The 24310-nt window shown below is 43.1% G+C and carries 21 protein-coding genes; 6 read left to right on the plus strand and 15 right to left on the minus strand.

The genetic code is table 11. The features are described 5' to 3' along the window. Window positions 1–179: 179 nt before the first annotated feature. From Q8W40_RS00105 to Q8W40_RS00150, 10 genes are all read right to left on the minus strand, one after another. Window positions 180–425, minus strand: coding sequence for a hypothetical protein (locus Q8W40_RS00105; protein ID WP_305395351.1), 246 nt, complete (start codon window positions 423–425; stop codon window positions 180–182). A 380-nt stretch (window positions 426–805) separates the two neighbouring features. Next, a complete protein-coding gene (locus Q8W40_RS00110) occupies window positions 806–2959 on the minus strand; it encodes a methyl-accepting chemotaxis protein (protein WP_305395352.1) in 2154 nt (717 codons plus the stop codon). A 19-nt stretch (window positions 2960–2978) separates the two neighbouring features. Then, complete coding sequence (locus tag Q8W40_RS00115; RefSeq protein ID WP_305395353.1) at window positions 2979–4172, minus strand: ABC transporter substrate-binding protein; 1194 nt, start codon at window positions 4170–4172, stop codon at window positions 2979–2981. 258 nt (window positions 4173–4430) lie between these two features. Next, the gene (locus tag Q8W40_RS00120; RefSeq protein WP_305395354.1) at window positions 4431–4910 is read right to left on the minus strand and encodes a DUF2947 domain-containing protein; all 480 of its coding nucleotides are present in this window, start codon (window positions 4908–4910) and stop codon (window positions 4431–4433) included. Between the two features lie 12 nt (window positions 4911–4922). Further along, the gene (rimJ, locus tag Q8W40_RS00125) at window positions 4923–5504 is read right to left on the minus strand and encodes a ribosomal protein S5-alanine N-acetyltransferase (protein WP_305395355.1); all 582 of its coding nucleotides are present in this window, start codon (window positions 5502–5504) and stop codon (window positions 4923–4925) included. 2 nt (window positions 5505–5506) lie between these two features. Further along, window positions 5507–7048: a transcriptional regulator TyrR gene (tyrR, locus tag Q8W40_RS00130; RefSeq protein WP_101114693.1), complete on the minus strand. Its 1542-nt coding sequence runs from the start codon at window positions 7046–7048 to the stop codon at window positions 5507–5509. A gap of 181 nt (window positions 7049–7229) precedes the next feature. Then, window positions 7230–8252 carry a YcjF family protein gene (locus Q8W40_RS00135; protein WP_305395356.1) on the minus strand — a complete coding sequence of 341 codons (1023 nt, stop codon included), beginning with the start codon at window positions 8250–8252 and terminating at the stop codon, window positions 7230–7232. Next, window positions 8249–9628 (minus strand): YcjX family protein, encoded by a 1380-nt coding sequence (locus Q8W40_RS00140; RefSeq protein WP_305395357.1) that lies wholly within the window; start codon window positions 9626–9628, stop codon window positions 8249–8251. Before Q8W40_RS00140 ends, Q8W40_RS00135 begins: the two co-directional genes overlap by 4 nt. Before the next feature lie 69 nt (window positions 9629–9697). Continuing rightward, window positions 9698–9883: a hypothetical protein gene (locus tag Q8W40_RS00145; RefSeq protein WP_101114690.1), complete on the minus strand. Its 186-nt coding sequence runs from the start codon at window positions 9881–9883 to the stop codon at window positions 9698–9700. Between the two features lie 167 nt (window positions 9884–10050). Then, window positions 10051–11571, minus strand: a complete 1521-nt coding sequence (locus tag Q8W40_RS00150) for a fumarate hydratase (protein WP_101114689.1) — start codon at window positions 11569–11571, stop codon at window positions 10051–10053. A 238-nt stretch (window positions 11572–11809) separates the two neighbouring features. On the opposite strand from Q8W40_RS00150, the gene pabB reads away from it, so the two are divergent. Next, window positions 11810–13177 carry an aminodeoxychorismate synthase component 1 gene (gene pabB / locus Q8W40_RS00155; RefSeq protein ID WP_305395358.1) on the plus strand — a complete coding sequence of 456 codons (1368 nt, stop codon included), beginning with the start codon at window positions 11810–11812 and terminating at the stop codon, window positions 13175–13177. Between the two features lie 43 nt (window positions 13178–13220). Here pabB and Q8W40_RS00160 read toward each other — a convergent pair whose 3' ends face one another. Next, a complete protein-coding gene (locus tag Q8W40_RS00160; RefSeq protein ID WP_305395359.1) occupies window positions 13221–14936 on the minus strand; it encodes an ATP-binding protein in 1716 nt (571 codons plus the stop codon). 10 nt (window positions 14937–14946) lie between these two features. Further along, entirely contained in the window at window positions 14947–15486 is a 540-nt protein-coding gene (locus tag Q8W40_RS00165) for a heme NO-binding domain-containing protein (RefSeq protein WP_305395360.1), read from the minus strand. A 118-nt stretch (window positions 15487–15604) separates the two neighbouring features. On the opposite strand from Q8W40_RS00165, the gene Q8W40_RS00170 reads away from it, so the two are divergent. The 4 genes from Q8W40_RS00170 (at window position 15605) to Q8W40_RS00185 (ending at window position 19769) form a co-directional block, all read left to right on the plus strand. Beyond that, entirely contained in the window at window positions 15605–16195 is a 591-nt protein-coding gene (locus Q8W40_RS00170; RefSeq protein ID WP_305395361.1) for a CoA pyrophosphatase, read from the plus strand. Between the two features lie 335 nt (window positions 16196–16530). Then, window positions 16531–17784, plus strand: a complete 1254-nt coding sequence (locus Q8W40_RS00175; RefSeq protein ID WP_305395362.1) for an aromatic amino acid transport family protein — start codon at window positions 16531–16533, stop codon at window positions 17782–17784. An 81-nt stretch (window positions 17785–17865) separates the two neighbouring features. Next, window positions 17866–19227 (plus strand): L-serine ammonia-lyase, encoded by a 1362-nt coding sequence (locus tag Q8W40_RS00180; RefSeq protein WP_305395363.1) that lies wholly within the window; start codon window positions 17866–17868, stop codon window positions 19225–19227. A gap of 146 nt (window positions 19228–19373) precedes the next feature. Next, window positions 19374–19769: a GNAT family N-acetyltransferase gene (locus Q8W40_RS00185; RefSeq protein ID WP_180958473.1), complete on the plus strand. Its 396-nt coding sequence runs from the start codon at window positions 19374–19376 to the stop codon at window positions 19767–19769. A gap of 167 nt (window positions 19770–19936) precedes the next feature. On the opposite strand, the gene queD is transcribed toward Q8W40_RS00185, so the two are convergent. From queD to Q8W40_RS00200, 3 genes are all read right to left on the minus strand, one after another. Continuing rightward, window positions 19937–20299, minus strand: a complete 363-nt coding sequence (gene queD, locus Q8W40_RS00190) for a 6-carboxytetrahydropterin synthase QueD (RefSeq protein WP_305395364.1) — start codon at window positions 20297–20299, stop codon at window positions 19937–19939. A 144-nt stretch (window positions 20300–20443) separates the two neighbouring features. Further along, on the minus strand, window positions 20444–21625 hold the full coding sequence (locus Q8W40_RS00195; RefSeq protein WP_370693349.1) for a hypothetical protein: 1182 nt from the start codon (window positions 21623–21625) through the stop codon (window positions 20444–20446). Next, window positions 21622–22203: a hypothetical protein gene (locus tag Q8W40_RS00200; protein WP_305395365.1), complete on the minus strand. Its 582-nt coding sequence runs from the start codon at window positions 22201–22203 to the stop codon at window positions 21622–21624. The genes Q8W40_RS00195 and Q8W40_RS00200 overlap by 4 nt, the downstream gene beginning before the upstream one ends. Window positions 22204–22677: 474 nt before the next feature. On the opposite strand from Q8W40_RS00200, the gene Q8W40_RS00205 reads away from it, so the two are divergent. Beyond that, window positions 22678–24297 carry a methyl-accepting chemotaxis protein gene (locus Q8W40_RS00205; RefSeq protein WP_305395366.1) on the plus strand — a complete coding sequence of 540 codons (1620 nt, stop codon included), beginning with the start codon at window positions 22678–22680 and terminating at the stop codon, window positions 24295–24297. Window positions 24298–24310 lie beyond the last annotated feature (13 nt).

Consider the following 24310-nt stretch of genomic DNA (forward strand, 5'->3'; position numbering starts at 1 on the left):
CTAGGCAATACAGTCAGTTATCTCTACATAGAAAAGTTAAATTCGAGAGAGAGATGCAATAAGAATGGAGGTTGGGTATAGGTTTCGCTGTGTTGAGAAAGAAAAAAACCAGCTATCTTCGTAAGCTGGTTTTATTCATTAATATAGTAATACGCCTAAAAGTAAGATTGATACTTGAATCAGTGCTGTTCACCCGTTGGGTTGGCACCAAATACTGACTCACTATAAATATCTGACAACAATTTAGGTCCACGATTTAGTTTGTTTTCCTGCGCTGCTTTCAAGCGTTTCTTTCGAACAATCGCTTCTTCTTTCGCCATTGCTTTCAATACGTCTTCATGCTCTTTTGCAGCCTTGATAAATTCGGGGTCAGCCAATGCTTGCTGACGTAATTTGTTCACCCTTTCCATTGTTTCCCACAACATACTCAGCCCTCCTATAAAAACTGTATACACATACAGTATAGAAGTTTAAAAGTACGAGTCAAGAAAAAGCTGTTTTTTTATACAGTAAAAGTCAGTATGCGTAATACGCTGCTATACCCAAGTAACCTCAAGGTACAGGATTCAGAGCCTCATATTCTGTTTCAATTCAAGGAAAAGAACGCAGCGGAATGACAAGTCCTTTCCAAGTTCTTTGACGATGAAGTGGGGCAGAATATGAGCTCCCAAGGGCGAGTTTAACTGGCTTTCATACTGCGTTATCGATTCTTGATTTAGAACCACTAGATCTTCAAATCGATGCCTTGCCTGAAAGCCAGTTAACTCTCGCTGAACCTAGCATCTTGAGGTTACTTGGGTATATATTAAGACGCTTGGCACTTAAACTGACCGACAAGATCTCTTAATGATCCGCTGAGTTGATTTAGGCTCTCACTCAACTCGTCCACATTACCTGCGCTCACCAGTGATTTTTCTGTGTTCCCTTGCATCACACTGATGCTGTCTTGGACACTTTCAGAGGCGGTGACCTGTTCGTCCACTGCTCGGGAAATATCCGACGAACGATGGGCAATTTCTGTAATTGAATCGACACTGACGTTCACTGAATCGTTAGCTTGATTGACTAACTTACTAACCTCATCCGCCATTTTGACCGCTTCATCGATTTCTTTTGCGGCATTCATTGTTCCTTGCTGTAAGTCTTCAATAATGGTTCCGATTTCTTGTGTCGACTGCTGAGTACGTCCTGCCAAACTTCTTACTTCATCGGCAACAACGGCAAAACCCCTTCCGTGCTCTCCGGCACGAGCCGATTCAATTGCCGCATTAAGTGCCAGTAAATTGGTTTGCTCTGCTATTTCAGAGATAACCCCCAATACAGAGCTAATCGAATCAGATCGAGTTTTCAGTTCTCGCATGACTTGATCGGCATTACCCATAACGTCATCAAGTCGCTGGATATTGGTCACCACACTTTCCAATTCATTTGAAGACGATTTTCCGTTTTCACGGGCGACGTTTGATGCTTCATCTGCCGAACTAATATTGGTTTTAACATGCTCGACGACCAAGAGCATTTTCTCCATTGAGGAGGAGACTTGTTTGGTTTCGACATCCTGTTGAACCACTAAGTCACGAGAATACTTGGACTCATCCACTAACGTATTTACCGACTTATCTAGGTGCTGGGTCATGCTTGATACTTCGACAATCACTTTCTCAATGCGACTTACAAAATGATTGAATAAATCGCCGACCTTTCCGAGCTCTTTGAGTTTGGATTTCTCTAGCCTAACCGTTAAGTCCGCTTCACCTTGCGCAATTTGTTCTAATGCATCCGACAAAGACCTAAGTGATCCTGATATAAGTCGAACGACGGTAATACTGATGATAATAGTGAAAAGTATCACCACACCACTGACCACATTTAGTATCAACTTGTTTCTTTGTAGAACGAGGGTTACGGATTCTAACTCCTGATTCTTGAGGTCATTAACACTGCTTGAAATATCTTGAAGCTTACTGCTTAGAATTTCCCCTGTGCTATTCACTTCCATCACTTCTCCGCGAATTTTCTCGCCGAGTTCAATGATGTGGCGCTTAAGGTAAAATATGGATGCTTTGTCATTAAATGCGATCAATAAAAACTGGTTCAAAAGCGCTTCCAGCTTTTGATATTCCTTTTGATATTTATTGATCTCATTAACATAGCCATTAATCGAAGACATTTTCTTGTTAATGCCATCGAGTATCTGCTTAACTTGGTTCGCCTGAATACTAATAATGGTATCCACTTGTTCGGCAGCTGCCGCTTTCCAAACCAACCCACCTAATGCAGAAATATCAAACCTAAGCTTAGAGACATTACTTTTTGCAACGACAGCACTACTACTTAGTGATTCATTAGAGTACTTGATCAAGTCTGCGACCTTTTTAGGGTCGTCTGCCAATGTTTTACTTTTTAGCGTTCGTTTTAACTTCCTTTCGTTACGCTTGATCGCAAACGCAATTTTCCCATCCAAGCTATCTATGGCACTTTGCAGGTCTTTCTGGACAACGCTGAACGTTGCGATCTTTTCGCGAAGCATAAACTCATCTTTAAGTTGATCGCGCTTTTCTTCCATCAAAAGATTTGTTTCTTCAATATCGTGCTTAAACGACGCCTCTAAAGAAGCACGATCGATAAGCCCTGGCATAGACGCTTCGAATTTATCCAACAAAAGCTTAAATTCTTCGTCTGCATTGGAGATATCAGGTAGATTGGTCAATTCCTCACTTTTCAGTGAAGAGAGGATGGTGGTCGTCCTCGAAAGTAAAGTGAACACAGATTCTTGAGCGAGCCCCATAGATTCTTGCAAGGTAGACATCGTACCCAATTTTTGCTGCCCCACTTCACTTCGCTGCATTGAATACAGGGACATCATCAGCAAAACAGCAATAGCGATCAAGCTGGTTCCCGATAATAAAAAGACAAGCAGCTTGATTGATAACTTTGCATTCGCTTTACTCGAAGACATAAACCACCTCACTTACACTTTACAGTTCGCTCCAGTTCAGTTTCACAAACTGACCACCTTTGATTTGAGTCGGCCAAACATCGTTACTCGCCTGATGATGAGTTGCATCTAGCATGTTTTTGGTTCCGATGCCTAAATCAAAATTACGTAAACTTTGGATACCATTGACGATGTCTTCTGAATTCAAGATACCTGACTTGCTTTTTATTCCATCAACAAGAATTTTTGCTGCAAGGTAACCTTCTAGTGCCAAAAATGAAGGCGGAACTGAATTGTTGTAACTGGATAGGGATGCTCTAAACTCATTGACGGTGGGTAAATCAGCTTCGTAGTGCGGTACGACCTGAGTGATAATGACGCCTTCAGACTTCTCTCCTAGCTCTTTCATCAAGGACACACTGCCGACAAACGAAACGTTTAGGAACAAAGCATCGGGTAACTCTTCTTGAGCCAAGGAGATAAACTCTGCACAAGGCTTATAAGCACCAACCATAATGATGGCTTTCGGTTCAACTTCTGCATCTAAAACCGTGATTAACCCATCTTCTACGTTTGTGGTATTTCGCTCATAACGACCATGGGCAATAGAGCCAATATCCGTAAAACCATGAGATTTAAGTGCGCTCACACCGCCGTTGTAACCCGCATCGCCATACCCATCTTTTTGAGTAAAAAATGCAATTTCTTCCGGCTTGATACCGCTACCGAGTAAGCCGTCAATCATTGCGGCTGTTTCTTGTGCATAACTCGCACGGTAATTAATAATATATCGGTCTGGAGGGCTTTGGCGGAGTAAGCCAGCACCGGTTACGGCTCCGATGAGTGGCACCTTCAATTCGTTTGCAATGGGTACGGTGACAACCGCAGTTGGTGTACCTACATTGCCGATCATAGCAACCACATTATGGTCGTTTATCAGCGCTCGCGTATTGTTCGCTGCTTTTCCTGGTTCATAACCGTCATTAATCGCGATTAACTCCAGTTTGTTGCCGTTAACACCACCCGCATCATTAACCATCTTAAAATAGCTTTCGACACCCGCTTTCACATTGGTACCTAAGCCACTTGCAGGACCTTCCAACGCTGTAGACATGCCCACTTTTATGGTACCTGCGGTACTTCCAAATACCACCAGAAGACAACCTAACGATACAGCGGAAGAGATGGAGCCAAGTCTCGTTAACTTGGACAGAAAATGTTTCCTAACTAGCATTTTTTAATCCCCTTATTTTTATTATGGGTAAAATCAACCCTAAAAATAATGCTAGTTCTCTTTCTAAGATGATCCACCATTTTGCGAGTCAAATATCATTTTTTTACATTACATTCGATTTATCAATACTTTATGATTCTCGGGTTTTTTACTATAAAGCTCAACTTCTTACACCAACTTTCATATTGAGAAATTTCAAAGCAAAAAAAACCGCCATGAATACATGGCGGTCTCTTAAGTACAAACTCTAAAGGTTCATCACGGCTTATTACGGTAACCCACTTTTACGTTACCATTCCCGTTAAACCAAAGTGCTTCATTACGACGGCGAGCAATTAAGATCGGTCCGTCATCATAAAAAAGGAAGTTCTTCCAATATCTCTTAAAGAATACCCATTTCGTTTCAATGATATTGTACTTCTCATAACAGAAATAGACGGTGACATCGTCTTGCCAATCAATGTGTTCCAAAACTTCAGCGGGCAGGTCTTCTATATCGGAATCCCAATCTTGCATCCAATCGACTTCATGTAACCAATTACTTGTTTTCATTGGCCAGTCTTGAGAGCTAAGACGTTCAGAATCAGGGCTTTGAGCACTGATATTTTCTTTCCAAAGCTGCGCAGCTCGCGCTTGTGTCATGGGCTTTATATGGCTCAGTTCTGCTTCAGGAACAGGCATCGACTGATGGGTAAAAATCCATTTGCGTTGATAATCATCCAAGGACAAATAGGACATGTGTTTCCTTTATTAATTAGAGTAATCTGGCTTTTCGCGCCAGTTAGGGTTAATCAATGAAGTTAGGTTGTGGTCTCGCCACTTACCATCAATGAGCAAATAATCTTTTGCCTTCCCTTCAAGTTGAAAACCTAGGTGCTTCAAAACCCCTTCACTACGCTGGTTAGTCGGGATATAAGCGGCCATAATACGATGCAAATTTTGATTTTCAAATAGCCAATCGCAGGATATTTTGAGCGCGGTTTTCATCACGCCTTTTCCTTGATGATATTCTGCAACAGAGTAACCAACATTACATGCATGAAAAGGGTGACGAGATATATTGCTAAAAGAAATTGTCCCCATCATTTCGTCCGTTTCTTCGTCGATGATAAGCAAGTAAAACGCCAATCCCATCCGGTGAAGCTCGTGGAGTTTTATTAGTCGCTGTGCCCACCCATCTTCACGAAAGAATGCCTCTTCGCGCTTAGGCTCCCACGGTTTCAAATGCGCTTTATTTCTTCTGAAATATTCACTGATTTTCTTTGCGTCACCGGGTTCTGCTGTACGCACAATCACACCGCTGCAAGACGCATGCATTATGAATGAACTCATGACTAGGGCTTCCTAATTCCGTAATCGCGTAATTTGTTAGCAATGGATGTATGTGACACATTCAAGCGTTTGGCCAATTTACGACTGGAAGGGAACGATTGGTATAAGTTTTGAAGAATTTGAGACTCATAGGACTTCATGATCTCGTCGAGCGATCCATCCATATTAATGCCAACAAACGCATTAGATTGCTCAATTGAAGGAAGTTCAAAATCATCAATTTGAAGCGTATCGCCGGATAATCGAGTCATCGCTCTTAGAACCATATTGTCGAGCTGACGAATATTACCCGGCCATGGATACTGGCTGAGCTCGTCGAGTGCACTTTCACTAATGGCTGGTTTGTTAATCCCTAATTGATGAGCGTATTTAGATACAAAGAGATCCAACAAGGTGGCAACATCCGCATTGCGTTCTCTTAAGGCTGGGATATGCAAGCTTAAAACGTTAAGACGATAATACAAATCTTCACGGAAGACGCCTGTTTCCGTTAATTCAACGAGCATTTGTTTGGTTGCAGCAATCACTCGAACATCGACATGCACTTCTTTTTCTTCACCAACACGACGAAACGTTCCATCTTGCAAAAAACGTAAAAGCTTAATTTGCAGATGCGCGCTCATTTCTCCAATTTCATCGAGAAAAACCGTTCCGCCATTGGCTTGTTCAAATATGCCTACGTGCCCTGCTTGATTGTTAAACGTCCCAGGAGCATGACCAAACAGTTCTGTTTCGGCTACATCATCTGGCATTGAAGCGCAGCTTAAAACAAGAAAGGGGTGACTCGCTCTTTCTGAGCGGTTATGACATGCTCGCGCCAGCATCTCTTTACCAGTACCTGTTTCACCTTCAATTAGTAATGGTTGGCTCATAGTGGCAAGTTTTTTGGCTTGCGCCATTAAGCTTTTATGTCGGTTTGAGCTGCCTACAAAATGCTCAAAACCTAAGTTATTACTTTCCGACAAGAAAGGATCGCTTTGCACATTTGGTTGTTGGTTTTTCAACGTGACTACCGCGCTGGCTAAAACCGTATCGTTAGATTCGCCAGTAATGTACACCGGCATCACTTCTAGCGTGTAATCTAGGCCATTGATGACAACCGAGTCGCGAAAGCGCGCACTGCTCTCTTCTAGCCAGCGTGCAAAGTTGAATTGTGGTATGTAATGACCTATCGGTTCATCGATGAGTTCTGCGCCTTGATGAAAAAACAAGTCATGGGCTGAGTGGTTTGCGACGTCTATGGTGCCCTTTAAGCTCACAGATAGAACAGGATCAGGCAAATTAGCCAACAACGCCATGAGTTCCGTGCTTTGCCTTTCACTTGGCATAAATTGGATTTTTCGCACATCTGTTACGCCGCTAATTAAACGGATTTGTGCCATGAGATCACGGAAATCATCAAATTCGATTTCAGGACAATTGAGGTAGATGATGCCACGACGATCGATCTCAATCCCTCTGAGGTCGATTTCTTTGGTCGCGAGGATACCCAGCAACTCACGGGTTAGACCTAATCGATCTTCACATAAAACTTCTAAACGCACTCTGGAGTCCATCAAGGTGTCAGGAAAAGTTGACACCAAGTCTGGGACAAGCACGAAAGACAGTCAAGAGGACTCCCCAAAATTGAGAGTTCTTAAGGAATTAGCGGTGCTGTTTGCTGGTTCTATATACAAAAAACGCAACAATCATCTCGAAAGATCGACAGCCGCCGGGGGAACATCCTTAAGAAGCCAATTTGGAAATACGCGAAACAATGCCTTTTCTCACGTCTCCGAGCTTGATCTTGTCGCTCGCTTGCCAGCGTACTGGGCGCAGTAAAGACATAGCTCGAATACCGAGCCTAGCAGTCAGTAAACCGACTCCAATACCTTGGGCTGCACGGGTAGAAACCTTCCCTGCTAAATCCATAGAAAGAAGATCCATACTGGCGTCGGCAACGAGCTCCGTTGCCCCTGCGGCAGCCATGTTTACTAGAACGAGCTTTAGTAATTTGATGCGCGACCAATACCCCAGCTCAACACCATACAATTTTGCGAGCTCATCGATTAATTTAAAGTTTCGCCAAGCCACCAAAAGCATATCAGCGGTTGCTAACGGGCTCACCGCAACCAGCAATGCCGATTCACTTGCAGAGCGTGTGATAAGATCTTTTCCTTTCTTATCCAGTTCCTTAAGCACAATACTGTCGTACATTTGCAGAACTTCTTGATCACTGTGGTTGGCGTTAATCGCATTTACCCAACGATCATACGAAGGTGAAAGTTCATCTATTCCAGCTTGCTTAGCGATAGAAGTGCAAAATGGTTTCGCTTTACCAATTTGGTCGGCTTCATAAATAGCCTGCGCATTATCTTGGGTAGAGAACCGTTGGCGAAGCTTTTTCAGCCTCCAAAGCTCTTTTCCAATAACACCAATACCTATTGAAGCGAGTCCTGCAACAAAGGCAGACCAACCAAACGCCAACCAGTCTCCTGATTGAAAAGCCGTTAAAAAGGTATCGACCGTTTGCCAAGCAACCAGCCCTGTAAACCCTGCGAGTATCCCTGCGACTCCCCAACGCCCTTTAGTCGAGGGCTTAATAACAGATTCTAAGTTCTCATCGTTTTCTGATTCAACCGTCACTTCAGCAGGCACAAATTTGGATTTTTCATCAAACTGAAGGTGCGCATTGAGCTCCCTCTCTGCTTGCTCATTTTCACCGTCTAAAGATTCGTTAAAAACGCGTTTGGGTTTGAATTCACTCATGCTAGTTTGTCCCCTATCAAGTATTGCAACGCTTTATCCATCCGAACGTGATTCAATGGTTCGCCCTCCCCAACCTGCGAAGGTCTGAAACTTTGAAAATCAAAGGAATGCGTTGCCCAGTAGCGCTCGTCGGGTAAAGTACGTGGCACTTCACCGGGATAAAGCGTCATCGCTTCACCTGAAAGGAGCGTGCCTTGTATTGCAGGGCAGTTGTCGTCACCAGTACCAACAAACCCCGCTTGCGTAGCTTGTATCGATGCTAATGTCATACAACTCATATCTATATTTTCGAATGCGGCGTGTTGCCATGCTGGGTGTACCATTTGTTTTAGCAATGAAGCTAAATTGGCATGCTGATCGGGTGTAACGTGATCAGACTTTGTTGCGGCAAAGAGTACTTTGTCTATTTTGGTCGAAAAAAGGCGTCTTAGTAGATTATTCCTGCCATATTTGAATGATCGAAGAAGCTGCTCAATCGCCCCTTTCATATCATTAAAAGACTCTCTTCCCGCATTTAAGGGTTGCAAGCAATCCACTAGTACAATTTGCCTATCAAATGTTGAAAAGTGCTCTTTATAGAACGCTTTCACCACTTTTTGCTGATATTCCTGATAACGCTGCTTTAACATGGAATATTGGCTGCCTTTCAAAGTGTCATCAACGTTGGAAAAGTCTTGCAGAGGGAAAAATTGTAATACGGGTGCGCCTGCTAATTCTCCAGGTAACACGAAGCGCCCGGGTTGCACCCAATGAAACCCTTCATCTTTGCATCGGTGCAAAAACGAGGTATAGCTAGCACTCAGTTCAGCCAATTCCTTTTCATTAGCGTCTGCATTAGGTGTAAACCTTTCCATCGCGCTAAGCCATTCTTGCGCGAGTGCTTTCCGAGCATTTTTCATCGATTCAAACTGCGACTGACTCCACTCTTCAAAACTCATTTCAAGAAGCGGTAAATCCAGTAACCATTCTCCCGGATAATCAACAATATCCAAATACATTGTTGCCGTACTCGAAAGGTATTTCATCACACCTGAATGCGGGCGATATTTAATGGCCAAGCGAATTTCACTGACGTCTCGTGTCGGTTTGGGCCATTCTGGAGGAAGGGATTGAAGCGAGTCTATGGCATTTTCATAGCCAAAACGAGGCACCATGAGATTCGATTGAGGCACGCGCTTGGCACCAACAAGTCGATGTTCTTGCGAAACTGCCAATAAGGGAAGATTGTCGTGAGTAGACGAATGAAGCAGTTGATTAACCAACGAAGTGATAAAAGCTGTTTTTCCTGCTCTCGAAAGACCAGTAACCGCCAGCTTTACATGCCTGTCCATTCCGCGATGGACTAAATCATTGACTTCTTGGGTGATTCGTTTCATTCACATACTCCAGTACTAACCGCAGCCAGAGTATGCAAAAAATGGGATTAATACCAGATGAACTGTTTCTTAATCGTCTTCAATCAATTTGTAGATAACAAATAACGCCAGTTCCAGTAGTAAAGTCAGAACAACTGTGGTGATTACGTAGGTTTCCTGAAAAATGGCGATACCACGAAGGATCATGTCGTAACCAACGATCGCTCCGACGATAACAGCAATCAGAATTTGTAGAAATTTAACAAAGCGAGGCATCATTTCTCCTTTTAGTTTTTGCCTTTCTGAGATCGATATAAACCGATACTAACCCTTACCAAATGAAAAACCACAAAAAACGCAGCCTTAGCTGCGTTTTTATAATCAATATTTGAAAAGTGAGATTTGGCTTATACTCAAACCTAACTATTCTCTATGCCAGCCCATTAAACCTTGTTGGCTTCGGCAATTTTTACTTTCCAAGTATCTGGGCCAATCTGATGCGCATTTGCGCCTGTTGAATCAACAGCGACGGTTACCGGCATATCTTCAACTTCAAATTCGTAAATTGCTTCCATGCCTAAGTCTTCAAATGCCACAACGCGCGCCTTCTTAATTGCTTTCGCCACTAAGTAAGCAGCGCCACCAACGGCCATTAGATAAACCGCTTTGTGATTTTTGATTGATTCTACCGTCGCAGGACCACGCTCCGCTTTACCAATCATTCCCATGATGCCTGTTTCTTCAAGCATCATGTCCGTGAATTTGTCCATTCGCGTCGAGGTCGTTGGACCTGCTGGTCCCACAACTTCATCACCGACCGCATCAACAGGACCAACGTAGTAAATAAATTTACCTTTCAGGTCCACCCCTTCTGGTAAGCCTTCTCCACTTTGAAGCATACCTTGCAAGCGTTTATGAGCTGCGTCGCGACCTGTTAGGATCTTACCTGAAAGCAGTACCGTTTCGCCTGTCTTCCAATTTTGTACATCTTCTTTAGTAACGGTATCTAAATTAACACGACGTGTATTTTCACCCGCTTCCCACGTAATATCTGGCCAATCTTCTAACTTAGGCGGTGTTAATTCAGCAGGACCGGTACCATCCAACGTGAAGTGAACATGTCGAGTTGCGGCACAGTTAGGAATTAAGCACACTGGTTTCGATGCAGCGTGCGTAGGCGCTGTTTTGATTTTCACATCGACGACTGTAGTCAATCCACCTAACCCTTGCGCACCAATACCAAGTCGGTTCACACGGTTGAAGATGTCCAAACGTAACTCTTCTTCCGCATTTTCAGGACCACGTTCGATCAACTCATGAATATCTATATGTTCCATGAGCGATTCTTTCGCTAATACTGCGGCTTTTTCAGCTGTACCGCCTATGCCTATACCCAACATACCCGGAGGGCACCAGCCTGCGCCCATGGTTGGCAACGTTTTCTCAACCCATTCAGCGATATCGTCAGATGGGTTTAGCATTACCATTTTGGTTTTGTTTTCACTACCGCCGCCTTTCGCTGCGATTTGAATTTCAACTTTGTCACCCGGCACCATATTAATATGAACAACAGCTGGGGTATTGTCTTTGGTGTTGATTCGCTTGCCAGCAGGGTCCATCAGAACCGACGCACGCAGAGGGTTATCTGGATTGGTGTAAGCTTGGCGTACACCTTCATCTACCATTTGTTGAACGGTTAGATCTGAAGAGTCCCATTGCACTCCCATTCCGATATTCACAAAACACGTCACGATGCCCGTATCCTGACAAATAGGACGGTGACCTTCGGCTGACATGCGCGAGTTGATCAGAATCTGAGCGATAGCATCTTTTGCTGCTTGGCTTTCTTCACGTTGGTAGGCTTCATCTAGGGCTTGGACAAAGTCCATAGGGTGATAATAAGAAATGTATTGAAGTGCATCAGCCACACTGCTGATAACATCTTGCTTACGAATGACAGTCATACATTGCCTCGATTGTTATAATTTATGCTTCCATTTTGTATACCAAAGGCACTTTTGGCTTTGTTAAACAGCTCAAAGTGGCTTAGGTATAGCAAGAAGTCTTAACGATTGCTTCCACATGGGATGCTTTTTAATCAGACCGTTAGTACGGATGCATCCTCTCGTGTTCTTTTATGATACTCTTGCTCGCCATAATCCGCTACGTAGTCTCCGAACTCTTTGTCACAAATTTATACAAATGAATAACAAGTCTATTAAAACTCTATCTTCGGTCTCTATTGAGTACTCACCTTCGCTTGCATCAGACCTATTCGGCAAAATCGAATCACAACCTTGGTCCATGCTGCTGCGTTCCGCTTCTGAAAGCCATCCAGATAGTCGATTTGATATTCTTGTAGCAAACCCAGTCGCAACTATCATTACGTCTGGAGACAATACGACGGTTGCCAAAGGCGATGAGTCTTTTGAATTCAAAGATGACCCTTTTCTGCTTTTGGATACTCTTCAATCGGAATGCCTTCCAAAAATACAGCCTATCGATGATTTACCATTTGTAGGCGGTGCTTTGGGTTATTTTAGCTATGACTTGGGAAGACGTGTCGAGTCACTGCCCGTGCAAGCCGAAAAAGATATCCGCTCTCCGGACATGGCTGTCGGCATTTATGATTGGGCATTGATTTGTGATCACCAATTAAAGAAAGCAACGCTTATCGGTGTTTCTGCACAATCCCAATGGGAATGGTTGTCTGGCATTACTGAAGTGCAAAAACGTGATGACTTTTCACTTGTCAGCACCTGGCAGTCCAACCTAAGTAAAAGCGAGTACGTTACACGCTTCAATCAAGTTCAGGATTATTTGCAAGCTGGGGATTGTTACCAAATCAATTTGGCGCAACGTTTTTCAGCCAATTATGAAGGCAGCGAATGGCTTGCTTACCTAAAACTTGAAGAACAAAACAAAGCGCCTTTCTCTGCCTTTATCCGCATGGAAAGCAGCGCGATCATCAGCATTTCTCCTGAACGCTTTTTACAGCTTAAAAACGGACTAATCGAAACTAAGCCTATAAAGGGCACCAGACCAAGATCGGACGATCCAATACAAGATGAAGCGCAAGCGCAATCTTTAAAACTGGCAGAAAAAGATCAGGCAGAAAACTTGATGATTGTTGATTTACTCAGAAACGATATAGGTAGGGTGGCGAAACCCGGTTCCGTTGCCGTTCCAAAACTGTTTGCAATTGAGAGCTTTCCGGCTGTCCACCATTTGGTAAGTACGGTTACGGCAGAGCTAGCTGAAGACAAGTCAGCAACCGATTTATTACGCGCTTGTTTTCCTGGAGGTTCGATTACTGGGGCACCAAAAGTAAGAGCGATGGAAATCATAGAAGAGCTAGAACCGCACCGCCGCAACGCTTACTGCGGTAGTATTGGTTACATTAGTCGCTGCGGGAAAATGGACACAAGTATCACCATTCGCACGTTGGTGGCGGAAAATCAAAATCTGTACGTTTGGGCAGGCGGTGGATTAGTGGCAGACAGTGAAGCAAACGCTGAGTACCAAGAAACGTTCGATAAGCTCAGCCGAATCTTGCCCGCTCTTAGCTAGCTCGTCCCGATTAGACCGCATCAACCTCTAGCACAGGGGCGAATCAAAGCCCCCATTTAATAAGCGCACTTTTGAGATCGGCGCTGGTGTAAGGCTTATTTAAAATATCGTTCATTCCAACTTTCAAACAGCGCTCCCGCTCCAACAACGTTGTCCCTGCGGTTAAAGCGACGATAGGAACTCGGATATTGCGCTCGCGTAATGTCAGTGTCGCTTCAAACCCATCCATTACAGGCATGCGGCAATCCATAAAAACGACGTCATAATGCCCATTGCTCATTGCATCGACACCTTCTTGCCCATTATTGGCAAACTCAGGGGTAATACCGAGCTTCTTCAGCATCTTCTTGATAACAAATTGATTTACTCTTAAATCTTCCACCACTAAAACCTTGAGCGTATCAAGCGTTTCATCGTGGGCTAGATTTTCCAATTTGTCCGGCTCTACATCTTTAAGGTCTCCTTCAGGTAAACGCAATGACACGTCAAAGCGGGTCCCTTTACCCAGTTCACTTTTCAGGTGGATTGACCCTTGCATCATAGAAATAAGCTGCTTACATATGGCGAGACCTAACCCCGTACCTTCATGATTTCTTTTGCTTGAAATATCGGCTTGGATAAAGGGCTGAAAGAGATTGGATTGATCTTTTTCATCTATCCCACACCCCGTATCTTGGACGTAAAATGTTAACCAACCACACTCCCAAGACGCATTTACGGACACATACCCAGATTCAGTAAACTTGATTGCATTTCCTATTAAATTGACAAACACTTGCTTAACTCGCTCCGTGTCGCCAATCAATATAGCTGGGATGCCGTCAAAACCTTCTAAACGAAAATCGATTCTTTTCTCTTTCGCCAAATTAGAAAAGATACTCAGTAGCGTTGTTTGAATATCTGACCAGCGAAAGGCTTTTTCTTGAAGCTGCATCATACCCGCGCTGATTTTGCTGTAGTCGAGCAAATCATCAATGATCACTCTTAAAAATTGCCCAGATTGATCCAGTGTATTGAGCAGCTTCCCCTGTTCGTTGGTAAGTTTGGTGTCTGAAAGTAATTCAACGGTCCCTAGCAAACCGTTAAGTGGCGTTCTTAGTTCGTGGTTGATCATGGCAAGGAAGTCTCTTGTCGCTCGCTCTGAGGCTTCTGCGCGCTCGCGTTCATCAATTGCGTTACGCAGTATCAACTGACGGCTAATGGCACTGCTCACCAACTCTGCTACCAACACTATTTGATTCTCGATCCAACCCTTGTCATCAACACTTGGAGCGGGGTTTACAGCCAGAACACCCACCATCATGCCTTCTGCCATTAGTGGCCACCACAAGACACCTTTCCCATCCCAAAATTTATCAGCATATTCGATAACATGAAGCGGAATAACGTGGTACTCCAATCCGCCAAATTCGGTTGTTGAAAGGCCCAACGTGTCTTTTTTAAGTAAAAGAACTTTCGCGCTAGTCATCAATTCATTATTACAAAGCTCCTTTACCATACTATTGAGAATGACTTCATCTGGTGCATGTTTTAGAAACTGTCTGCCATAGCGAATCAGGATCCTAGAGATATGCTCATGAAACTGTTTTTTAAGTAGCTGTGCATCCGACTGGGCTTTCGCCTGCTGTAAGCTTTCATCCAACTGCTGATTTAAGCTGTACATTTCAATCGCTTTTTCTTCGAGCAATTTTTCGGCCTGTTTTCTTGCGGCCACTTCTCTACGCAGCTTTCTTTCCAGTAGTTCGATCTCGGAATTCATTCTCGCCTCGCTAAATAAGCGTGAGGGTAAACCTCACTAAACTGGCATCGTCAGACTTAGTTTTCATTTTCACCACTAAATTTTCTTGAAAATGATCAGCGCACCCCAGAATCAATCCTTTGCAAACACTCCCCATACATCGGGCACTTTGATAATCCATCACCAACTCAGTTTTGTTTTCTGACAGAAATTTAAACTTGGGTGGATGAGCATCGGGATACAGTTTTTTCACCTCTAAATGTATGTAGTCTTCTACATGGCGAAGAAACTGGAATGTACTTTTACTGTGGTTTAAAGCGTCTTCTGGCGGTAATGTACTTAAGAGCTTGACGAATACTACCTTCCCAAATACTTCTTGAAGATCATCTGGGCCGACTCCAGTCTCTTTACTCAAAGCAACGATAAGCTTAACCAAATCTTGGTGATTGTAGCTGCCTACGGACGTATAAACACCATCGTCTCCTGTAATATCAAGTATTTTATCCAACGTTGGTAAACCGAACTTTTCTTCAACCAACTCAAGGAATTCGGTAAATATTAAGCCCTTCATTCTCCCCCCTCATCAAGTAACCATATTTACGACTTTGGTAATAAAAGCATGATCCACACTAGTCATTTTTTCAATTTTCATTAACAATTAATAAGATAGTTAGGAAAAGTAGGCATTTATGGATAAAGATGAGTTTCTGAAACGTTTTCTATTCACTCCACCTTCGGAATACCATAGAGAAAGCTTCACAAGGCACCATGACTTAGAGCACGATACCTTTCGTACCGCGGCTGTGCTGATAGGTCTCGTGGAGCGAGAGTCGGGTCTCAACATTATATTTACTCGTCGCGCATCTCATCTTCGCCATCACCCTGGGCAAATAAGCTTCCCTGGCGGGAAAACAGAAAAAGGCGATACAACGCCATTTGAAACCGCCATGCGAGAAGCGAATGAAGAAATTGGGCTAGTCGCCAATCAAATCCATCACCTCGGTCAACTCGAGCCAATTAAGACCATCAGTGGTTTTGAAGTTACTCCTGTCATTGCCTTTGCTGACAATCGCTATCAACCCCAAACTGACCCTAATGAAGTGGATGTTGTGTTCGAGGCTCCGGTTGAATATTTATTCAATAAATCGAATATACACGCCTTAAGTGGATACTTTAATGGTTCTCGCAGAGTCGTGTACAACATCCCGTTTAAAAACCACCTAATATGGGGAGTCACGGCGCAAATAATTCATACGATTCAAACACAACTCACGAGATAACTCTTGTTGAATACGCTAAATTAATAGTTAACTTTTTCTCATTCATCACATACATACCATCACAAATCACCCTCAACTACGACCGCTCAGACCCAAGCGCGCAAACGTTTGCTTACCACCAAAGAATAGCCAAATTAGATTCGGATTATTTTTTCTAATGAATGGTCACATTAAAAGTAATGTGTAGCACGTATTTTTCGTGACATATATCTCTTTTGTTAACCATTGCTTTCATACTTGCAATATTTATTGATCCCGATCCTGATATTTCACTCAAAAACAGAGACAATAGCACCTGTAATTCCTGTTCCCCTAAATTACACGAGATAATAAATATGCAATCAAACGTTACTACGGCTCGCGCCGAAGGGACTCAATCAAAATGGACTTATAGAGACTTCACTTGGGCTCTTTCACTTTTTGGCACCGCTGTTGGTGCTGGTGTTTTGTTTCTCCCTATTAAGGCCGGTGCTGGTGGTTTTTGGCCTTTAGTTATCCTTGCTTTACTCGCTGCACCAATGACTTGGTTCGCACACAAAGGTCTTGCTCGATTTGTTCTATCCGCTAAAAACCCTAATGCAGACATTACAGATACAGTGGAAGAACATTTTGGTAAAACTGGCGCAAACATCATTACTTTTGCTTACTTCTTCGCCATTTACCCTATCGTTCTTATTTACGGCGTTGGCATCACCAACACTGTTGATTCTTTCATGGTGAACCAACTCGGTTTTGCATCCATGCCACGTTGGTTGCTCTCTGGTGCACTGATCTCATTGATGACTGCTGGTGTTGTTTTCGGCAAAGAACTGATGCTTAAAGCAACGTCAATGATGGTTTACCCTTTGGTCTTCGTTTTATTGGCATTATCGTTCTACCTGATTCCTGATTGGAACACGTCTATGATGTCTGTGAGCCCAGATTGGTCTGCCATGCCTGGCATTATTTGGCTAGCCATTCCAATTATCGTATTTTCATTCAACCACAGCCCGATCATTAGCCAATTCGCGAAAGAACAACGTCGCATATACGGTGAAGACGCAGCAAAGAAAACCGACATGATCACGGGCGGCGGCGCGATGATGCTGATGGGTTTCGTGATGTTCTTCGTATTCTCTGTGGTACTTTCGCTGTCACCTGAGCAATTGGCCACGGCACAAGATCAGAACATCAGCGTACTGTCTTACCTTGCGAACGTGCATGAATCACCGCTGATTTCAATTCTTGGTCCATTCGTCGCGTTTGCCGCTATCACTTCTAGCTACTTTGGTCACTTCTTAGGTGCACAAGAAGGATTGGTGGGTCTCATAAAATCTCGCAGTGATGCGTCAGTTAAGCATATTGAAAAAACCTCTTTGATCTTCATCGTGATCACAACCTGGATTGTTGCGATTGTGAACCCATCAATTCTGGGTATGATTGAAACAATGGGTGCCCCTATGATTGCGGCTATTTTGTTCCTTATGCCTGTATTTGCAATGCAAAAAATCCCTGCAATGGCGAAGTACAAAACATCAGCATTTGTGCAAATATTCACAGCAATTTGTGGTCTAGCATCTATAACTTCTGTAATCTACGGCGCTCTTTAAATTTCGCTGAAGCGAATACAATTCTATAAAGATAATAAAGAGCCTCCCTATAATTGCGGGGGCTCAACCTAAGGTAAAGATATGATCAGCGTATTCGACATCTATAAAATCGGTATTGGGCCTTCGAGCTCACACACGGTAGGGCCAATGAAGGCCGGGCAATCTTTTGTCGATGATCTTGTTAAACAAGGTCGTCTAGCGGATGTTGACCATATTAAAGTGGATGTTTATGGATCCCTTTCTTTAACCGGGAAAGGCCACCATACGGACATAGCCATTATTCTTGGCTTAGCTGGTAACTCTCCTGAGAGTGTAGATATTGATTCTATCCCCTCTTTTATCGAAACGGTAAAATCCTCAAAAATTTTACCTCTTGCACTGAACCAAAAAGAAGCAGCGTTTGACTACGACGTAGACATGATATTTCAGACAGGCAACTTATCGTTGCACGAGAATGGAATGCAGATCCACGCGTTTAGCCAAGGTGAATTGGTTCACACTAAAACGTATTACTCTATCGGCGGTGGATTTATTGTTGATGAGGAAAATTTTGGTGTAGAACCTGAAGACAAAGTGATTGTTCCTTACGAATTCAACAGCGCAAAAGAGTTGGTTGACCTTTGTAAAGACAATTGCCTATCTATCAGCGCCTTGGTAATGGCAAACGAGCGTGTTGTTAAAGACACAAACAAGATCGAAGTTGAATTTGAGCATATATGGAACACCATGCAAGCATGTATGGATAGAGGGTTGAACACCGAAGGTGTACTACCAGGACCTCTTCGCGTTCCACGCCGTGCGGCAGCTTTGCACCAACAACTAAAAACTGGCGAACGCTTATCCAACGATCCAATGACGGTTGTTGATTGGGTAAACATGTACGCTTTTGCTGTCAATGAAGAAAACGCTGCCGGCGGACGTGTGGTGACAGCCCCTACAAACGGCGCGTGCGGCATAATTCCGGCCGTTTTGGCGTACTACGATAAATTCGTCCAATCTGTTGGCGTGAAAGAATACACTCGCTACTTCGCAGCATCTGGCGCTGTGGGTGGTCTGTTCAAACAAAACGCATCTATTTCTGGCGCTGAAGTAGGCTGCCAAGGTGAAGTAGGCGTAGCTTGCTCAATGGCTGCGGCTGGTCTTGCTGAATTGATGGGTGGAAGCCCAGAGCAAGTCTGTATGGCTGCGGAAATCGCAATGGAGCATAACCTTGGTCTAACTTGTGACCCTGTTGCTGGTCAAGTTCAGGTACCTTGTATTGAACGTAATGGTATTGCAGCAGTAAAGGCCATTAACGCTACTCGCATGGCATTGCGTCGTTCTTCTGATCCACGAGTATCTCTTGATAAGGTCATCGAGACGATGCTGGAAACGGGGAAAGACATGAACGCCAAGTACCGAGAAACGTCACAAGGCGGATTGGCCGTAAAAGTTATTTGCTGATAACGTAATCTAGAAATAAACTAAGGGCATGGATATCCATGCCCTTATTTGTATATATAACTATTATGATTGCGATTAAACGCCCCAAAATTAAACATTTTTCTTCGCTTATAGAATTGAACGTTACGTCAGAACAGAGCCAATTTGTGGAAACCTTTGACCACCTGTATGAACACAGAGACAAGCAGGATGTCATTTATTCGGTTTCTGAAGATGGTAAGCCAATTGGTTTCTTTGCGCTTGATGAAGGATATGAAAAGAAGTTTACCTTTGTAAAAAGCCGAGAAATTGGATTAAAAAACCTGGTAATAGACCAACGTTTTCAACGCCAAGGAAAAGCAAAGGCAACACTCGAGCGCCTATTCGTTTACCTTTACACGGCATACGCGAATTACGATTCTGTATGCGTCATCGTGGAAAAGGAAAATGAAGCCGCTTATGAGTGTTTTTTAAGTGCCGATTTTAAAGACACCAATAAACCATTTTATGATGGTAACAAACAACTTAGAATTTTGAGAAAAGCGATAACCGCACCTTTCTGAAGAATCCGGCACGCTAACACGCTAGGGCTGCTGATCTTTCGGTATTGAACCTACGTGATCTCAAGATACTTAAGTGCTTAGGTGTTTAGGTGCTTAGGTGCTTAGGTATACAAATACAAAAATCCCGAGACATGCTCGGGATTTTTATATTCGAGATATAAAGGCGATTACTCACCTTTATAGATACAACCCGCAGTACAAGTTTCTTTGATTTCGACTTTACTCAGCAAAGGCAATGACGGTTTCATTTCATTCCATATCCATTTTGCCAATACTTCGCTGGTTGGATTTTCCAAACCAGGAATGTCGTTCAAATAGTAGTGATCTAAGCGGTCATAAATCGGCTTAAATGCTGCTTTTATCTCAGAGAAATCGATAACCCAGCCAGTATATTGGTCCACTTCACCTTCAACGTACAAGCGAACAAGGAACGAATGACCATGCAAACGGCCACATTTGTGTCCTTCTGGAACATGCGGAAGACGGTGCGCCGCTTCAAACATGAACTCTTTATACAATTCAGTTTTCATCAGTTAACTATGCAGTAGCTTAATTAGGGGGCAATGCTACTCAAATCCCCATCAATAGACAAGGGAAGATCGGTAACATCTTATTGTTGAGGATACGTTGCAACCGATATACGCAAGCCACCTCAAAGTACAAGACTCAGCACTTTAAACCGTAAAGAAAACACGCGAAAAGAAACCAATAGTAATAATCACCGATAGCGCGCTGAATGCACACAACGTAGGCGTTCTCGCCTTGGGGTATTTTTCTAACAACAATACGAGGCAGAAAAACGCAGGGTACAAGCCAAAGATGTATCTGGGCATTGCGTTTACACCAGAAGAAAACGGCAGATACAGGTTAATGAACATGAAAATCGCTTCCGCAAAGTAGCGTTTAACACATAGATATCCAACCATCGCAAACCCGAGTAAAGCCATTAACGTGAGGTAGAGTTTGGCCCCTCCCCTTTCAAACCCATATTCAATCCAATTGAACGGGTGAGAGAAAGTACGCCCCCAAGCGATCTGTATATGCCCAAACGCCAGCGCGTCTCCCGTTTGAAAATACAAAAATGTCATGAACCCGAAAAAACCCAAAGGCACGACCCAAATCGCCGTCAGAGCTTTGGCTACTGGCATTTTAAAACGAATCAGCTCTCGAACCCCGTAGTGCTGAACGGCTATGATAAGTATGGAAAATACGAGCATCACACCTAAGTTACGTGTAATGGCGGCAACAAGGCCCAGTAACGCAACGTATAGCCACTGCTCTCGATAAGCAAAAAGAAAGACACCAGCAACCAGCGCAATAAACAAAGGTTCGGCATACCCAGCCATTGAATAGACGGTAAAAGGACAAAAACACATAATCCATACCGCGTTTTTCTGCCCAGATGCACTGATCCCCATTTGTTTTAGCACCATGACGAAGACAGGAACACTGAGTGCAAAAGAGAGATTTGAAACAACAATCAACGCTAGCCTAGCATCGTCTATGATGGGCAAGAGTAATTTAGCTAGGTACGGTGTAACTGGCATGAATGCCCAGTTTGCGGCATTTTTTCCACTTAACCACTTCGGGTATAGATCATAGCCATAATCCATCATTCTCCTAAACCATACGCAGTCAAATCGGCAGATCACCTGCCAAGCAGTGAGGTCACTGGTATCAACAGTATTGAAAGAATCAACGCCTATAAAACCGACTAGATACAACAAAGCGCGGCTAAAAATTACGGCAAAGAATATCGTTAGCCATTCTTCTTTTGATAACGAAATGTCGATTTCTTGTCTTTGCGGTACTTTATTTAAGATACCTTCATGACGAGGTATAACATTAGACATCATTGAAACACCACCGAGCTTATATTAATTTCAATAGGTGATTTTATTTTTAAATAGTTCAAATCATTTGAACTATTTAAATACCCATTCACATTTGGAATTGAAAGCGTAATTCCATCAAGTGTGCGGGATGAGCTCAACTTAATTCCATTCAAAAAATAAGAAGCGTTGCTCACTAAGTTTAACTCTTTTATTTTTATGGCGATTGTTTTCTTACCCAGTGGAATAGAAGAAAAATAGATTCCACCTTCAGATTTTAAGGTCCGAAAGCCCTGCTGTGTTTTCTTCGTCCAGCCTTCTCTCGATATTAGAGGTGATTTTTGTGATAAATCGACAACACCAGATGAAGGTATCTTAAAGGTTTCACTATCTCGTCCCCAGTAGCGAGTTTTTTTATCTATATAATACGTTTTGTAAGATAGACTCACTTGTGGGGTGGCAATGAGGTACAACACCCAGAGGTAGTAACAGGAAAGCACGGAAAACAGTATAAAGAGGAAAACACGAGTGCTCGTTTGCCCCTTGTTCAATTTAACTCCATCACTGTTTGAGCCCTGCTCCTTAATCACGTAGTTCGACACGTTTTTACCTCCTTGTTAGATTCACCTTTGAAGTTTGTTGTCTTCTATATACCCAAGTAACATCAAGATACGGAGTTCACTTGGGTATAGTGTGCTCATCGAAGGGTTAAGTTCTACATTACGCCCGCAGGATCATTGTCAGCCTATAGTCAGCTAACAGACATGCTATTGACCAGATTTGATAAATATAAACTGGATTCCAATACCTCTTAATAGCATGCGAATACTCTAGGAATAAATCGTATTTTCATCTATCAGAAATCTTAATATTTATTTTAATTCAAAAAATATTAAATAAAGCTCACTAATATCCTAGTTGTTAACTCAAGTATTCGGGTTTTATTTGTTCTAAATCAATTTTATATTAATTATTAACATCGACCTCACAATAATAATTTAAAAGAACGAGTCATCGATATTTATTAACATAAAATACATGACGTCTACAACGAACATTAGAAGTCATCATTTATTATGCAAATTTCGATCACATCTAAGCTACTATTAACATTGGTTTCTGTTTTCACTCTGGTATTAGCTTCATCAACAACCTACCAGTACTTTCAGCAACGCAACTTAATCAATACCGTATTAAGTGAACAGTTGATGGATAAAGCAGGGAACTATTTTGACAGCCTTAATATGATGATGTTAACAGGCACAATGTCGCAGAAAGAGACATTACGAGAAAAAGCATTAGCACAAGATGGCATCGAAAACGTTAGGGTGTTGAGAGCTGACGCCGTTTCTAAACTTTATGGAGCAGGCGCGGACTATCAAAATCCAAGAGATGAGATTGATAAGCGCGCGTTGGCAGGCGAAACCGTAATAGAAACCATTGAGGCGGAATGGGGAAAAGGCATTGTTGTTGCTTTGCCGATGATGGCTAGAGAAAACTACCGTGGCACCAATTGTATCGCCTGCCATATGTCTCAAGATGGTGAAGTGTTGGGCGCTATTCGGCTGGAATATAACTTAAGCCATTTAAATACCTTGGTGAGTCAACGCACTTTAATCGCCGTCGCTATCATGACTGGAATTGCTGCTTTAGGATTTTTCATCGCACTCGGTGTTATACGCAAAATTATCGTCAACCCTCTTAAGAAAACGTCTTTATTTATGAAGCAGGTCAGCACCAAAAAAGACCTATCTATCCGGCTGAAAACGCATAAGAAAGATGAAGTGGGTCAACTCACAGAAGACATCAACACGCTGCTCGATAACGTTGCAGACAGCTTAGCTCAAGTACAGAAAACTTCTCATTCTTTGGCTCTATCTGCAACGCAGCTTACTGGCGTTGCACGTGACAACGACAATGCCGCGAACAATCAGCAAATAGAAACGATCGAAGTCAATCAGAACATTATCGAGCTGCAAGAGCAGCAGCAGAGAATTGAAAATGCGACCATCGAAGCTTCCTCTTTAATTACGCACACCACAGACACGGCCAAATCTGGGTCCTCACGTTCGCACAACGCAAGTGAAGACATTCAAAACCTAGTGGGCGATATTGAATCGGTAAAAGGCATGATTACCGACTTAAATGAACAAACAGGTCAAGTCTCTTCCATTCTAGCGGTCATCAAAGGCATTGCTGAACAAACCAACTTGCTTGCTTTAAATGCTGCAATTGAAGCAGCCCGAGCAGGTGAGCAAGGAAGAGGGTTTGCCGTCGTTGCGGACGAAGTTCGCCAACTCGCCAGCCGCACCCAGGAAGCCACAGCCAGCATCGAAAACATCATCTCGAATTTTCAACAAGGCAGTGATCAATCCCTAGAATCCGTGGATCATGTCTGTCAGCAAGCTCACTCAAGAGCAGAGTCTATTGAATTGTTGTCTCGAACATTGGCAGAAGTTGTAGAGGAAATGCAGCAAGCGAATCAACATGCCAATAGCATTCAGGAACAGGTGAGATTGCAAACTTCTGTTAGCAACAACGTGAGTCACAAGCTGGAAACCATCACTTTACATGCCGATCAAACCTCCGCTTCCGCTAGTCAAACACGTGAGATCAGTCTAAATCTTGAGCATTTGTCCGAGCAACTTGAGGCATTACTTAATCAATTTACGCTTCCACACGACATTAAAGGTTGAAGCTAATGATTTG

Source organism: Vibrio penaeicida, assembly GCF_030689305.1.
GTDB classification, from domain to species: domain Bacteria; phylum Pseudomonadota; class Gammaproteobacteria; order Enterobacterales; family Vibrionaceae; genus Vibrio; species Vibrio penaeicida_B.

Excerpts from the sequence above, each read along its gene's own strand:
- Q8W40_RS00105 (WP_305395351.1), bottom strand. The coding sequence starts at position 425 with ATGTTGTGGGAAACAATGGAAAGGGTGAACAAATTACGTCAGCAAGCA.
- Q8W40_RS00110 (WP_305395352.1), bottom strand. The coding sequence starts at position 2,959 with ATGTCTTCGAGTAAAGCGAATGCAAAGTTATCAATCAAGCTGCTTGTC.
- Q8W40_RS00115 (WP_305395353.1), bottom strand. The coding sequence starts at position 4,172 with ATGCTAGTTAGGAAACATTTTCTGTCCAAGTTAACGAGACTTGGCTCC.
- Q8W40_RS00120 (WP_305395354.1), bottom strand. The coding sequence starts at position 4,910 with ATGTCCTATTTGTCCTTGGATGATTATCAACGCAAATGGATTTTTACC.
- rimJ (WP_305395355.1), bottom strand. The coding sequence starts at position 5,504 with ATGAGTTCATTCATAATGCATGCGTCTTGCAGCGGTGTGATTGTGCGT.
- Q8W40_RS00135 (WP_305395356.1), bottom strand. The coding sequence starts at position 8,252 with ATGAGTGAATTCAAACCCAAACGCGTTTTTAACGAATCTTTAGACGGT.
- Q8W40_RS00140 (WP_305395357.1), bottom strand. The coding sequence starts at position 9,628 with ATGAAACGAATCACCCAAGAAGTCAATGATTTAGTCCATCGCGGAATG.
- Q8W40_RS00145 (WP_101114690.1), bottom strand. The coding sequence starts at position 9,883 with ATGCCTCGCTTTGTTAAATTTCTACAAATTCTGATTGCTGTTATCGTC.
- Q8W40_RS00150 (WP_101114689.1), bottom strand. The coding sequence starts at position 11,571 with ATGACTGTCATTCGTAAGCAAGATGTTATCAGCAGTGTGGCTGATGCA.
- pabB (WP_305395358.1), top strand. The coding sequence starts at position 11,810 with ATGAATAACAAGTCTATTAAAACTCTATCTTCGGTCTCTATTGAGTAC.
- Q8W40_RS00160 (WP_305395359.1), bottom strand. The coding sequence starts at position 14,936 with ATGAATTCCGAGATCGAACTACTGGAAAGAAAGCTGCGTAGAGAAGTG.
- Q8W40_RS00165 (WP_305395360.1), bottom strand. The coding sequence starts at position 15,486 with ATGAAGGGCTTAATATTTACCGAATTCCTTGAGTTGGTTGAAGAAAAG.
- Q8W40_RS00170 (WP_305395361.1), top strand. The coding sequence starts at position 15,605 with ATGGATAAAGATGAGTTTCTGAAACGTTTTCTATTCACTCCACCTTCG.
- Q8W40_RS00175 (WP_305395362.1), top strand. The coding sequence starts at position 16,531 with ATGCAATCAAACGTTACTACGGCTCGCGCCGAAGGGACTCAATCAAAA.
- Q8W40_RS00180 (WP_305395363.1), top strand. The coding sequence starts at position 17,866 with ATGATCAGCGTATTCGACATCTATAAAATCGGTATTGGGCCTTCGAGC.
- queD (WP_305395364.1), bottom strand. The coding sequence starts at position 20,299 with ATGAAAACTGAATTGTATAAAGAGTTCATGTTTGAAGCGGCGCACCGT.
- Q8W40_RS00195 (WP_370693349.1), bottom strand. The coding sequence starts at position 21,625 with ATGATGTCTAATGTTATACCTCGTCATGAAGGTATCTTAAATAAAGTA.
- Q8W40_RS00205 (WP_305395366.1), top strand. The coding sequence starts at position 22,678 with ATGCAAATTTCGATCACATCTAAGCTACTATTAACATTGGTTTCTGTT.